Origin of the sequence: Exiguobacterium sp. s46 (genome assembly GCF_018618875.1) — a bacterium.
Taxonomy (GTDB): domain Bacteria; phylum Bacillota; class Bacilli; order Exiguobacteriales; family Exiguobacteriaceae; genus Exiguobacterium_A; species Exiguobacterium_A abrahamii.
On sequence record NZ_JACSMY010000001.1, the window covers coordinates 607786 to 621107 of the forward strand.

The window sequence follows — 13322 nt, forward strand, 5'->3', positions numbered from 1 at the left end:
AAAAGGAGAGGTGAGAGGAGACAATACGATGTGGATCATACTGGGTTTACTGGCGATTGGATTTACGGCACTGAATATTATCTTTTATTTGATTGGTAAGGACTATCGTTTCCTGATGGTGCTCGGACTGAGTTTTACGGCACTGACTTTGTGCGCCGAATACCGACTCGTCGCGGAATTCGTGGCGCGGGAGGACTGGGCAGCGTTACAAGACGTCGTACCGGGCATGGAGCGGGCACTATGGGTGCTGACGTTCATCTCGATCGGATTAAATGTATTGCCGCTACTGTTAGACTATCGAAAGAATCGATCGCGTTGACGAACCGAAGAGGAGCTGAATCTTGATGAGCTATACATTTTCACCGCTGACGCAACGACAGGCGGAACAGATTGCCTACGAGTGGCAATATGACGGGGCGTTTGCATTTTATGATATGCCGAATGACGAAGAAGATTTAGCAGAATTTCTCGATCCAGCAAAGCGGACGGAACATTATTTTGCTGTGTTGGATCGGGAAGAATTGATTGGTTATTATGTATTTGAACCAAACGCAGACGTCGTTGACGTCGGGCTTGGCATGCGACCAGACTTGACGGGCCGAGGAAATGGAGTGGCATTTTTAGAAGCCGGTCTTGCGTTCGTGATGGAGCGTTATGCACCTAAACAAATTGAATTAGCTGTCGCGACATTCAACGAGCGGGCGATTCGCTTGTATACGAAAAGTGGCTTCCTTCCCGTCGAACGGTTCCAACAGGCGACGAATGGTGGAAGCTATGAATTTTTGAAGATGCGTTTACAACCCGTTCACTCGACGGAACCTTTTCCTGGATTATCAAGTAGATAACAGAAAAGGAGATGATGTCATGGCACGCTGTACGAATTGTCAGTATAAGTTCAGCACAAAAGAAGTGCTCGCTGTCAGTGTTGCGATACATGGGAAAGACAAGACGTGTCCGAACTGTGGCGTGAAACAATACATGTCCCGGAAGTCACAATTTTATCTTTCACTCGGTAATATCAGTCTCTTGTTCGTCCTGTTCTTGCCATTTCTAATCCGGTTGAGCGACCGGGAAGAATCGATGAGGTAAGATGTCGGTTACCTTTAATTTCATGAAACTTTTTCCTGAATCCACCAGTAGATAAGGAAGAAGGAGATGATCAGATGGTACGTTGTACGAATTGCCAATATAAGTTCAAAACGAAAGAAGTGCTTGCTGTCGGATTTGCGAAACATGGGAAAGCATGTCCGAACTGCGGCGTGAAGCAATACATTTCAAAAGACTCGCAACATTACTTATCGCTCGGTTATGTCAGTCTCTTGTTCGTCTTGATCCTACCGTTCGTCATCAAACTGAGCGACAAAGAAGAGACGATCTGGTAAAGCATTACGCGCATGCCTGAAAACGACAGGGTGCGCGTTTTGTCTTATACTCGGGGCAAAGGAGCTGGGAAACATGCAAACCGTATACGATGCAACCGTACAAAATGCAGCGGGCGAGACTGTTTCATTAGGTGACTATGCGGGGCGTGTCCTCGTGATCGTCAACACGGCAAGCAAATGTGGGCTCGTCAAACAACTTGGCGAACTACAGGCATTGTACGATAAATATGACGAGCAAGGAGTCACGGTGCTTGGCTTTCCGTGCGATCAATTCAATCAGCAGGAGTTCGCGAGTCAGGAAGAGACGATGCAGTTCTGTCAGCTGAACTATGGCGTGACGTTTCCGATGTTTCAGAAGATAAATGTCAATGGACCAAATGAACATCCGCTTTATACATTCCTAAAACGCGAACGGTCGGGTCTACTGTCGTCAAAGATCAAATGGAACTATACGAAGTTTTTAATCGATCGCCAAGGACGTGTCGTACAGCGGTTCAGTCCGGTCGATTCCGTCCAGTCGGTTGAGAAAACCTTATCCTTGTATCTATAATCATAGTAACCGTCCGGCGCGAGTCGTTGGGCGGGACGAACGAATACCCTACCTTTGGCGAGGTAGGGCTTTTTTTATGTCATTCAACGATGAACGAATCAAAGGAATGCTTGACAATCGCATCGCTGCGCTTATGCCCGAGATCGGTCAGAACCGGTGGACGGGGAGACAAGACATGAAAATCCTGCTCGAACGCACGAAGCCAGTAATGAACCCAGTCTTTTGTAGGATCGAGATTCATCATTTCACGTGCGAATGTCAGTAGCTTTGAAGCGGTCAGCGTCAGAAGTGGAATCGGGTTGATCTCGACATCTTCTTTTAGTTCATAGAGGTCCGGTGAACGAAGCAGAATCGCATCCGCCTCGAAGGTCAATCGGAAGTAATTGCAGCTGTAGTCGCCGACGATGACCATCGTCTCCTCCGTATGCCCACGAAAATGAAAGATCAATCGGTTACCATTTGCGACATCGATCAAGAACTGATTGAGTCCGATGTGATAATCTTCGCGAAATTGTAGTTTCTCAAGCGTGATTTCTTGCATGATTTAGCCTCCAGTCCGAGTTTGTCGTTCTTCTGTCAAAACGGTTTGGCGCGCTGCTAGGCGAGACGAACCGATCAATAAGGCGATTCCGAGTAACAATAACGAGATTCCGAACCAGGCCGTACCACTTAATTCTTCACCGAGGACGAACACACCAAGCAAGGCGGCAGTCAGCGGCTCACCGAGCGAGAGCGTGACGGCAGTCGACGATGGTACGTTCGATAGTCCTTTCGCGAATAACCAGTAAGCGATTCCGGTCGCAACGACGCCGAGATGGAGGCTGATTCCGGCACCACGTGACGTGAACAACCAGGAGAGATCGAATAAGAAGAGCAGAGGTGACAACAGCAAGGCGCTCGTCGTGAAAATGACGGCAACGACTGACAGCGGTGCGTGTGTCTTGACGAGGTTTCGACTGACGAACGTATACCCGGCAAACGATAGTCCGGCACCGAGTGCAAGGACGATTCCGATTGGATCAATCGCAACCGTTCCTTGATTGTTCAATAGCAACAGACAACCGGTGATCGATAGTCCGGTCGATGCCCACCACAGCAACGCTGGACGTTTCTTTAGGAACAGCCACTCGATACAGCCGGAAAAGATCGGCGCGCTCCCAATCGCAACGACAGTACCGACGGCGACACCGGTCATCAAAACAGCTGAGAAGAACAGTGGCTGGTAAGCCGCCATGCTGACGGCAGCGAGTAAAATCGTTCGCAACGGCCAGTCGCGTAACGTCAGCGTTCCTTTGAAGAGAACGAGACAGAGTAAGAACAGTCCACCGACAGCCAGACGAACGGCACCAATCGCAATCGGATGTGCATCTTCTGGCGCAAAGGCTTGTGAGGTCCCCGTCGTGCCCCAAAAGATCGCAGCGAGTAATATGAGCAACATCGATGATGATTTAGACATGGGTCACCTCTTCGAATGCAATTTTTTAAAATGATATTAGAACGAGAATACCATAGAACGAGTAGGATAGAATACACCAAATAATTGAAAAAATGGTATGGTGTATAGGGTGAAGTCGTATCATTCACGAATACGAAAATGAAAAGGATGGGACCCATGAAAGAAATGAACCAAATCGAAGCGGTACTTGACGTCTTATCACAAAAAATCAATCACGGGTCGACCTTCATTCAGCGGCGATACGATACAGGAATCGCTCAATTCAATTTAAATGATCCGGTGACGGAACAGGCGATTCAGTCATTTGAAAAACAGTTCAAACTAACGTTACCAAGTGAATATAAGACATTCCTTCGTTTACATGACGGAGCGGAGTTGTTCATGATCCAAGGTCTTGGTATCGAACTCTATCCACTTGAAAAAGTCATTGAAATGACAATCCAGGCTAAAGAGGACGACCTGATCCATGAAGACTATGATCACTTCTTGATGATTGGCGAAATGAACGAAGGATACGTCTTGATCCAGACGGAAGATGCAAAGACAGATGAGACACCGTATATGCACTGGATGTTTCATGAGTTGTCGACAGAGGAGACTGATCCGATTGGACAGAACTTCGGCACGTTCCTCGAATATGCGATCATTGCGCAAGGCGATATGTTCTGGGAGTTCAAGGACTTCTTGATTGCAACAAATACTTATTATGTAGAGAATCACAATTCTGAAGAGGAAGTAAGCAAACCACGCCCCATTCGCTTCGTCGACTCGGTTCGCGTTGAAATCGAGTATCCGATTGCGAAGCGGGATGCGTATTTCTCGGTTAAGATCTTCGAAGGGAAACAAGAAAAAGAACGTCTTGGCAGTAGCTACGACTCGGATTCGCGCTTTGAACAAGTGATGCACTCGGTACGGGAATATCTAATGGCGGAACGATTCCAGTATGCGTCGATCATGGTTTTTCAAACGGAACATCGGTTTTGGCAGAACGAGGACGAGACAGGTGATCCGTTGATTCGTAACCATAATCCGCAACGTCAAGGACTGCGCTTCGATGGATATCGTGCCTTTGTTGAGGAACCACCACGACCACTTCCAGGGTGGGAATGATTCAGAAATTTCTTCACACAGAACGGAGTTTTACAGATGAAAAAATGGTTGTTATTCCCCATGATACTTTGTTTGAGCGGTTGTATGATCCAACCGCAAAGTGGGAGTGAGACGAATGAGACATCCTTCAAAGGGACTACGAAAGAGGGACTCGTCTTTGAATACAAATTGACGAACACAGGAGACCATGCATTTGATGTCGTAGCTCGCTCTGGGCATTTGTTGAATGTCATCGTTCGTGAGAGCAAATCAAGGACTGTCGTCTTCGATTCAAGAAAGCAACAGAGTAAAACAAGCCAACAAAAGAAACGCGTCAAAGCATCAGAAACCGTCGTTCTCAAACAAACGGTACAAGGCGGGACAATCGAACCGGGTACATACGATATCGAATATCTCGTTGAGGAGAAAGAACAGTACAGCGACAGTTCTAGTTCAGTAGAGGATATGGAAGAGAAATTAAAATGATTTACGCCTCTGGTGAATGACTTCTTTAATAAATATCTTAGAGCCTCATACAGGTTTCAGTACGAATGATGTTATTAGTAAGATGAGACGCACAAAAGTGGTCCATGTGAAGCTGGTTTTTGTCCGTTAGGCATCTAACGGGTGAAAATCAGCTTTTTGTTCACTAATGATACTATGCGACGCTGCTCTCTCAACTGACGATCAATCAATCCTACGGACCACGCATCCCGTTACTCGTCGCGACGATTGGACGGGAGCGAATGTCTGCGTTACTGGGCTTTGCGAATGAGGAAATTATGACAAGCAGGAAATCAAGGGACCAAGCCTGAAAAGAAGGACAAAACCTTATTTTTATATATCGAAATTTAATTTCAAATTTAAATAAATAATATTGAATTAAAATTTCCTAATTGTATAATAAAGGGAGGGAAGAGAAAGGGTGAAGCAGATGTTAGATCAATTAGCAACGGAACGTCGGAATGAACAGACGATGCAACTCGATGAGATGACAGTCGAAGATGTCTTACGGGTGATGAACGCTGAGGATCAAACGGTCGCGACGGTCATTCGGGAACAAATTCCCGTCATCGCGGAAGTCGTCAAGCATGTCATTGCGTCATTCAAAAACGGAGGACGCTTGATTTACATCGGTGCTGGTACGAGCGGACGACTCGGGATTCTCGATGCGGCAGAATGTGTGCCGACGTTCGGGGTCTCACCAGACATGGTCGTCGGTTTGATTGCTGGCGGCGAACGCGCGTTGATCAAAGCGGTCGAGGGAGCAGAGGATAGTCGAACGCTTGCCGTCGACGATTTAAAAGGGCTCCAGCTAGAAGCTCGTGATACGGTCATCGGGATCGCAGCAAGCGGTCGTACGCCGTATGTCATCGGCGGGCTTGATTACGCGAAGGAAGTCGGAGCGGTGACGGCAGCGATTTCTTGCAACACGGATGCGGTCATAAGTCGGCACGCGCGTTATGCGATCGAAGTCGAAACAGGTCCGGAAGTCTTGACGGGGTCAACAAGACTAAAGGCTGGAACGGCACAAAAGCTCGTCTTGAACATGGTTTCGACGGCGGCGATGATCGGTGTCGGCAAGGTCTATCAAAACCTGATGGTCGACGTCCAGTCAACGAACGAAAAATTGGAGATTCGGGCGAAGCGGATGATTTGTGAGGCAACAGGAGTCGATGCCGTAACGGCGGAGCGTGTCTTTAGTGAAGCGCACGGGCACGTCAAGACGGCGATCGTCATGATTCTCGCGAATGTTCCGCATGCGGAAGCCGTCGAACGATTACAGCAAGCGAACGGATTCGTCCGAGACGCACTCTAAGGGGGAAACAGGATGAAGAAGGAAGAAGTGCTGGCACACGCGATTCTCGAGCACGTCGGTGGAAAAGATAATCTCCGGCAGCTTGCGCACTGTATGACGCGGGTTCGTTTATCGCTAAAGGATCCGACGCAAGCCAATATCGATGCGTTAAAGAAGATTGATGGGGTCATGGGGGTCATCGATGACGAGACGTTGCAAATCGTCGTCGGTCCGGGAACGGTCAATCGGGTAGCAGACCACTTAAGTCGCGAAACAGGACTCGCAATCGGGGAAGAGTCCGTTGATCCGAACTTGACGCCAGAAGAACGAGCTGCCGTCGAACGGCAAAAAGTAAAAGCAAAACAACAGTCACCGTTCAAACGCTTCTTGCGCCGAATTGGGAACATCTTCATTCCGCTCATTCCGGGTCTTGTTGCTTCCGGTATCATCAACGGTGGTGCGAACTTCGCAAAAAATGCGGGTGTCGATGCAACACAGACATGGATGCAGATTTTACTCTTGATCGGTGGGACGGTCTTTGCATATCTCGCAATCCTTGTCGGTTGGAATACGGCGAAGGAGTTCGGCGGAACACCGGTGCTCGGGGCGATTGCCGGTGGGATTCTATTCAACCCTGTGCTTGCGGACATCACGATTTACGGGGAACCGCTCGTTCCAGGCAGAGGCGGCTTGTTTGGTGTCATCTTCGCTGCGTGGTTGATGACGTATCTTGAGAAACACATCCGTCGCTTCATGTTCGCATCGATCGATATCATCTTTACGCCACTGTTTACGGTGCTGATTGTCGGATTTGCCTCGCTCTATGCGATCATGCCGGTTGCTGGACTGCTGTCAGACGGTATCATGAAAGCAATCAATGCCGTGCTTGAGGTCGGTGGACCACTCGCCGGAGCCGTGCTGGCTGGCTTCTTCCTACCACTCGTCATGGTTGGTCTTCATCATGGATTGACACCAATCCATCTCGAGTTCTTGAACACGATTGGCAACACACCACTCTTACCGATTCTTGCAATGGCAGGAGCGGGTCAAGTCGGGGCGGCAATGGCGATTTTCGTCAAGACGCGCAATCCGCGCCTGCGTAACATCATTAAAGGTGCGATTCCGGTCGGTTTCCTTGGAATCGGTGAACCGCTGTTATACGGTGTTACGTTGCCGCTCGGCCGTCCGTTCGTAACGGCATGTCTCGGCGCAGCAGTCGGTGGTGCCTTCCAAGCAACGATGAAGACGACGGCGCTTGGAGTCGGCGTATCCGGTTTGTCATTAACACCGTTGATCGACAACGGAATGTATTTGACGTACATCGGTGGTCTCGTCATCTCGTACGCGGCAGGATTCCTGTTCACGTATTGGTTCGGTTTCAAAGAAGAGATGGCAGACGGTATTTAAGGTGTTGACCAGCAGTTGAATCCTTCTCAAAAGAAGGAATCAGCTGCTTTTTCTCTAAGTAGAGAAGAGAAGGAGTGAGTCGATGAAAGGATTATCAATCTATTTAAGTGAACCGATCACAGACGAGACGAGCGAGTGGCTACAGCGGATGCGCGCTGTTGGCTTTACGTCGCTCTTTACATCGCTACATATTCCCGAGGACGATTCTTCACTGTACGTCGAACGCTTGCAAGCGCTCGGTCGTTTAGCATGTGAGCTCGGATTCGAACTCGTGGCGGACATCGCACCAGCGTCGCTCGCGACGCTCGGCAAGACATGGGAAACGGCAGCGACGTTAACGGACTGGGGTGTGACAGGACTGCGTCTTGATTACGGCATCAGCCCGCAGCAAATCGCGACGTTATCGAAACAGATGATGGTCGCACTGAACGCCAGTACGTTAACAGCAGACGAATTGACGGAGATGAAGGCACAGGGTCTGCGAATCGATCACACGGAAGCGTGGCATAATTTTTATCCGCGACCGGAAACAGGACTCGACCGGACGTGGTTTGACGAAAAGAATGCTTGGTTGCAGACGCAAGGATTACGGGTTCAAGCGTTCATACCGGGTGACGGGACACTCCGTGGACCGTTATTTGAGACGTTACCGACACTTGAAGAACACCGGCATGCGGCACCGTTTGCCAGTTACATCGATTTAAAAGCGACCGTTGACCGAATTCTTGTTGGGGATCCACGATTGACGGAGGAGACGATTCGACAATTCGAAGCAGAGCAAGACGGCATCATCATCCTCCGAGCCGTGGCGAACGGACGACAGGTACAACGAGATACGGAAACGAATCGGTTTGATCCGGCGCGGGATGTCATTCGGTCCGTCGAGTCGCGCATGAGTCCTTCGACGATCGATTTGACCCCGCAAAACCCGTCTGCCCGTCCGCTTGGAACGATCACGATCGATAATGAAAAATACGGACGATACGCAGGCGAGGTCCAAATCACGAAACGTGATCTGCCGGCGGATGAGCGAATCAATGTTCTCGGACGCGTCATTGAGGCTGATCAACCATTGATTGCACAGCTTGGTCCAGGAAGTAAGTTCCGTATCGAGTGGGTGACGCCATGAAGCAGCTCGTTGCGGAACGACTCGCTTATCTGTATCGAGGGGAGTTGTTCACGGTCGTTACGATTTTACCACTCAGCTGGGTTGGCAATCGTGTCTTTCCACGACTGCAGTTATTTGAACTCAGTGCCTTTTGGATGTCACTGTTTTTGTTTGAGCTGTTGTTGATTCAGGGAGCTTGGTATTGGTATAGCAAGTCAAGGCGTCTGAAGAAGGAAGGAACGTCGATCACTCCGAAACCCGTCGTCCGACGATTACGTCACTGTCGTGTCATCAATCTGGCTTTGATCGTCCTGACAGCGTGTGCGATCGGAATCGATTGGATGCGTTTCCGATCTGAGCTTCCCGTCTCCGGAACACAACTTGCCTTGTTATTATATGTATTCGCAATTCTTGAATATATCAATTATTTCCATATCCAACTTATGTACGATAACCGGTCAGATGTGCAATACTTAATACGGAACAGACGTTTGAAACGCTCAGCATTGAATAAGGATATGCAACGACTTCGTCAAGTAGTCTAAGGGTTCATAGAAAATAGGAGGGATTGTATGCTCGATATGCTCATTCGTGGCTATCGAAAGTTACGGAAGCTAAGAGGACGTTAAGAGGGAGGATATTATCAATGAAGTGGATCAATCGACCGACACGTATCGAACAGGAAACACCATTACGCTTCATGACAGATCCGGATACGGATTTTTGGCGCAATACCCATTATCAGTTCAACCGTCTGACGGGGCATGCACTGTTGCAGGATGCTCCGAAAGGGGAGTTCAAGTGCCGGATCGAAGTAAAGTTAAATCCGAATGCGACATATGATCAAGCGGGGATTTTGCTTTATGTGAACGACGATCACTGGGTGAAGGTCTCGGCTGAGTTCATTCCGAATGGTCCATCGCATCTTGGTGCCGTCGTGACGAGCTTTGGGTACTCGGACTGGTCGTGTCGGGATGTCGACAATACGCTGTTTGATGCACCGCTTGTCTTTGAACTCCATTACCTCAATCAAGACGTCACGCTGTATCACGTGACAGGAGAGCACAAAGAGCAACTCCGAATCGCACACTTACATGATGTGACCGATTTAAAGATTGGACCGTATGCGTGTAGTCCGGATGTAGAAGCGGCAGGGTGTGGAGTCGAAGTGTTGCATTTCGCTTTAGAAAATGTTCCGAGATAAACTGATACACAAAAGTGGACCGACGATTAGCGTCAGTCCACTTTTGTATAAGAGCAATTTCACTGATTAATAGACGTTGCAGCCATGAGGTCAAAGAAGTATTTCGCTTCATTCGTCTTATGAAGACCGTACCATGCTTCTAACGTTTCTGGTGTAAATACATCGAGTGCTCGAATCATCTCATGGGCAAACTCTAATGCAGCCATTCCTGATGCGGTGATCAACGAATCATCACGGACGACTGGAGTATATTGATAAAAAGATGTACCTGAATAATTCGAGCAAACGGATTGTAAGTAAGATAAATCGTTACTTGTATGAAACCGCTGATCTAAGAATCCGCTCTTTGCTAATCCCTCTGTCGCCCCACAAATCGCAGCGATGAGCGTTCCATTACTCAGCGCGTCGCCTACTTTACTCAGTAGGGGATCATGAAGAGTCTCTTGCCACGTCTGTCCACCGGGAAGGATCAAAGCATCTTTTAAAGTAAGCTCTAATTGAGAAACTGCGATATCTGGTAAAATACGCAGTCCTCCCATTGTCGTGATAGGGTGTAGCGTTGGTCCTACCGTAACGACATTTAATTGTGGAGCATCTGTTTTGAAATATCTTCGTGAATGTAACTCTGGCATCACGTAACCATATTCCCAGTCTGAAATTGAATCGAATACATATAAATAGACAATTTGAGTCAACATAACCGCTTCCTTTACTATATGAGATACATTTAGTATAGAAAAGCTACCTTGACAACTACTGTCAGTGAAAATAAATCATTGATGCGAAGCGATTAATTCGTTTAACCGATCAATGATTTTGCTTTTGATTTCAACTGGAGAAACGACTCGTATCGATGTTCCGTATGCAATAAGAAGACTCGGAACTTGTTCGTTTAAAACGCTCGTCTCAATCTTAAAGACGGCTCGATTACGATCTTGTTCAACCAAACAATACTTAAAGTACCAGTGTTGGCAAATTGAATCGATGGTAGAAGTGTCACCAGTAAGAATTAATTCATCCTGTTGTTCTCTCTGCTTTGGTAGCAAAGAGTTCATAAAAGAAGACTGAACATCGAAGTCATCTGGAAAATCGAATTGTTTCAACAACAATTCAAAGCTTTTAATGCGATTGATTTTAAAATGACGAATTGCGCCCCTTAACTGACAAAAAGCAGTGACATACCAAGCGTGTTTCCAATAAGTCAATTTAAGAGGATTGATGTGACGTGATTGAATATCTTCATTATTAGCGCGACAGTATTGAATATGTATGGTTGTTCGGCTGCGAATGGCTTGATCGATTTCCCGTAGTAAGGTTTCGGCTTCCAACGACCTTACGGGTTGATAGGGAATCACATCCAAGATCGGAACACTTGTCGATGGATCTAAAGCATGCTGTTTTATTTTTGATACCGCGCGATTTAAGGCTGCATTACCATAGTAACCGGCTTCTTCTGCAAAAAGAGCAGCATGATATAAAGACTGCTGCTCTTCCGCATCGAAGAATAAAGGTGCTTCTATGAATTGAGGTAATAAGCTGTATCCGCCATGATGACCTGCTTCGGCAACGATAGGGACACCACTTGCCGAGAGAGTATCAATATAGCGATATACAGTTCGGATATTCATCTCAAGTTGTTTTGAGATATACTGGGCTGTTACTTTTTTACCAGATTGAAGCATCCAAAGAATTGCTAATAAATGATCACTTTTCGCCAAAAGAGGTCCTCCAATCAATGAGTCATTAAAACTTAGCTGCTTTTTCTGGCATTGGTCCCGTATACGACGATTGTGGTCTGAAAATCCGGTTGTCTTGCGATTGTTCGAGGATGTGTGCCGTCCAGCCAATGATACGGCTAGAGGTGAACGTCGGTGTGAACAGTTCTTTCGGAATGTCGAGTCCTTTTAAGACGGCTGCCGCGAAGAATTCAACATTCGTATACAGTTTTCTACCCGGTTTGTATTCCTCGAGCAAATCAATCGCTGTTTGCTCCATTTGTGTAATCAGGTTGAACCAATCGCTCTCTTGCGCGAGATCTTTTGAAACGACTTTTAAGGCTTCTGAACGCGGATCGCGTGTTTTGTAGACGCGGTGACCAAAGCCCATCAGTTTTTCGCCTTTCTCTAACTTGTTCCGGATCCACGGTTCGATGTTGTCGATTGTTCCGATCTCATCAATCATCTCAATGACTTCTGACGGAGCACCACCATGAAGCGGTCCTTTCATGGATCCGATCGCGGCACAGACGCCAGAAATCATTTCCGATTCCGTCGAGACGACGACACGAGAAGCGAACGTTGAAGCATTCATGCCGTGTTCAATCGTTAGGATCAGATACGCCGTCAGTGCTTTGATCTCAACATCACTCGGCAATTGTCCTTTGATCATATAGATGTAATTCGCGACGTGATCAAGTTCCGGATTCGGTTCGATGAAGTCAGCACCTTGATTTTTTTGATATTTATAGGCAATGATTGTTGGTAAGAGTGCTGTTACGTGCATCGCTTGATCAATTGTCGGTGGCCAAGCGAAAGCGGGTGTACCAAGTGCCGAGATTGCTGTTCGCATCGTACTCATGACATCCATCTCGTTCGGCAATGTATCGAGAATCGTTTTAACGTAAGAAGGAAGTTCGCGATAACTCGTCATCTGTTCTTTGAACGTGACCAATTCCGATTCAGTTGGGAATTCACCATTCCAGATGAAATACGCCACTTCTTCGAATGAATAGGATAATGCGAGTTCCTTTGCCCAGTGTCCACGATAAATAAGGTGACCTAACGTTCCATCGACTAAACCGATTTGTGTTTCAGCGGCAATGACGCCTTCGAGTCCTTTTTTGTATTCCATCTTCAACACTCCTTTTCTAATATCTACTGTCAGTATGACTTACAACGATACCAAATCACCAGTTATTTGAATGCGTTTCCAAAATTATTCTGTGGAGCGCTATAATTAAAGTGCATTCTGTTTCATGAAACAAATCAAATATATAGTAACCATGAAGGAGTACATATGAATAAAGCAATGATCATTCGCTTATTGGGATTTTTCTTTGTATTACATGTCTTTTTAATGATCGATATTTTCTTTTCAGTGAGCCGAACGATTCTTGAGCCGCTTGCATTAGTCGTTGCTTCATTGACCATGCTCATTCCTGTGAAACGGCTCAAGCCACTAGAGGAACAAACGCTGTCGGTTTTCAAATCGAGTATCGCTGTCCTAGTAGGAATGCTCCTGATGGGCGGATTATTCTTACCCATCGTATTCCTCTTTGGATGAGTAACTATTGATAGAGATTTAACTATTGATCCAAAAATTTCACCAG

18 protein-coding genes are annotated in these 13322 nt (G+C 47.1%); 13 read left to right on the top strand and 5 right to left on the bottom strand.

Annotation, left to right across the window (positions count from 1 at the left end; translation table 11 throughout):
• Positions 1-28: 28 nt before the first annotated feature.
• From KNQ08_RS03095 to KNQ08_RS03115, 5 genes are all read left to right on the top strand, one after another.
• Positions 29-319, top strand: a complete 291-nt coding sequence (locus KNQ08_RS03095; protein ID WP_035397924.1) for a hypothetical protein — start codon at positions 29-31, stop codon at positions 317-319.
• Between the two features lie 25 nt (positions 320-344).
• Positions 345-845, top strand: coding sequence for a GNAT family N-acetyltransferase (locus KNQ08_RS03100; RefSeq protein WP_214804620.1), 501 nt, complete (start codon positions 345-347; stop codon positions 843-845).
• A gap of 19 nt (positions 846-864) precedes the next feature.
• The gene (locus KNQ08_RS03105; protein ID WP_214804622.1) at positions 865-1089 is read left to right on the top strand and encodes a hypothetical protein; all 225 of its coding nucleotides are present in this window, start codon (positions 865-867) and stop codon (positions 1087-1089) included.
• A gap of 74 nt (positions 1090-1163) precedes the next feature.
• Positions 1164-1382, top strand: coding sequence for a hypothetical protein (locus tag KNQ08_RS03110; RefSeq protein WP_029341406.1), 219 nt, complete (start codon positions 1164-1166; stop codon positions 1380-1382).
• A 73-nt stretch (positions 1383-1455) separates the two neighbouring features.
• Positions 1456-1932 (top strand): glutathione peroxidase, encoded by a 477-nt coding sequence (locus KNQ08_RS03115; protein ID WP_064300093.1) that lies wholly within the window; start codon positions 1456-1458, stop codon positions 1930-1932.
• Positions 1933-2011: 79 nt separating this feature from the next.
• Here KNQ08_RS03115 and KNQ08_RS03120 read toward each other — a convergent pair whose 3' ends face one another.
• Complete coding sequence (locus KNQ08_RS03120) at positions 2012-2473, bottom strand: hypothetical protein (RefSeq protein WP_214804623.1); 462 nt, start codon at positions 2471-2473, stop codon at positions 2012-2014.
• A 3-nt stretch (positions 2474-2476) separates the two neighbouring features.
• Entirely contained in the window at positions 2477-3388 is a 912-nt protein-coding gene (locus KNQ08_RS03125; RefSeq protein WP_214804625.1) for an EamA family transporter, read from the bottom strand.
• A 156-nt stretch (positions 3389-3544) separates the two neighbouring features.
• Here KNQ08_RS03125 and KNQ08_RS03130 point away from each other — a divergent pair, with 156 nt between their 5' ends.
• From KNQ08_RS03130 to KNQ08_RS03160, 7 genes are all read left to right on the top strand, one after another.
• Entirely contained in the window at positions 3545-4498 is a 954-nt protein-coding gene (locus tag KNQ08_RS03130) for an SMI1/KNR4 family protein (RefSeq protein WP_251133607.1), read from the top strand.
• A 60-nt stretch (positions 4499-4558) separates the two neighbouring features.
• Positions 4559-4963, top strand: a complete 405-nt coding sequence (locus KNQ08_RS03135) for a BsuPI-related putative proteinase inhibitor (RefSeq protein ID WP_214804627.1) — start codon at positions 4559-4561, stop codon at positions 4961-4963.
• Positions 4964-5411: 448 nt separating this feature from the next.
• Complete coding sequence (gene murQ, locus KNQ08_RS03140; protein ID WP_214804629.1) at positions 5412-6296, top strand: N-acetylmuramic acid 6-phosphate etherase; 885 nt, start codon at positions 5412-5414, stop codon at positions 6294-6296.
• A 12-nt stretch (positions 6297-6308) separates the two neighbouring features.
• On the top strand, positions 6309-7682 hold the full coding sequence (locus KNQ08_RS03145; RefSeq protein WP_214804631.1) for a PTS transporter subunit EIIC: 1374 nt from the start codon (positions 6309-6311) through the stop codon (positions 7680-7682).
• Between the two features lie 82 nt (positions 7683-7764).
• Positions 7765-8811 (top strand): DUF871 domain-containing protein, encoded by a 1047-nt coding sequence (locus tag KNQ08_RS03150; protein ID WP_149427153.1) that lies wholly within the window; start codon positions 7765-7767, stop codon positions 8809-8811.
• Positions 8808-9335: a general stress protein gene (locus tag KNQ08_RS03155; protein ID WP_149427154.1), complete on the top strand. Its 528-nt coding sequence runs from the start codon at positions 8808-8810 to the stop codon at positions 9333-9335. The genes KNQ08_RS03150 and KNQ08_RS03155 overlap by 4 nt, the downstream gene beginning before the upstream one ends.
• A gap of 101 nt (positions 9336-9436) precedes the next feature.
• The gene (locus KNQ08_RS03160) at positions 9437-9994 is read left to right on the top strand and encodes a DUF1349 domain-containing protein (RefSeq protein WP_149427155.1); all 558 of its coding nucleotides are present in this window, start codon (positions 9437-9439) and stop codon (positions 9992-9994) included.
• 59 nt (positions 9995-10053) lie between these two features.
• On the opposite strand, the gene KNQ08_RS03165 is transcribed toward KNQ08_RS03160, so the two are convergent.
• The 3 genes from KNQ08_RS03165 to KNQ08_RS03175 all read right to left on the bottom strand — a co-directional run bounded on the left by KNQ08_RS03165 (position 10054) and on the right by KNQ08_RS03175 (position 12844).
• Positions 10054-10692, bottom strand: coding sequence for a type 1 glutamine amidotransferase family protein (locus KNQ08_RS03165; protein ID WP_214804633.1), 639 nt, complete (start codon positions 10690-10692; stop codon positions 10054-10056).
• A 75-nt stretch (positions 10693-10767) separates the two neighbouring features.
• The gene (locus tag KNQ08_RS03170) at positions 10768-11712 is read right to left on the bottom strand and encodes a helix-turn-helix transcriptional regulator (protein WP_133208157.1); all 945 of its coding nucleotides are present in this window, start codon (positions 11710-11712) and stop codon (positions 10768-10770) included.
• 25 nt (positions 11713-11737) lie between these two features.
• Entirely contained in the window at positions 11738-12844 is a 1107-nt protein-coding gene (locus KNQ08_RS03175; protein WP_214804635.1) for a citrate synthase/methylcitrate synthase, read from the bottom strand.
• Between the two features lie 165 nt (positions 12845-13009).
• On the opposite strand from KNQ08_RS03175, the gene KNQ08_RS03180 reads away from it, so the two are divergent.
• Entirely contained in the window at positions 13010-13276 is a 267-nt protein-coding gene (locus tag KNQ08_RS03180) for a hypothetical protein (protein ID WP_214804637.1), read from the top strand.
• Positions 13277-13322 lie beyond the last annotated feature (46 nt).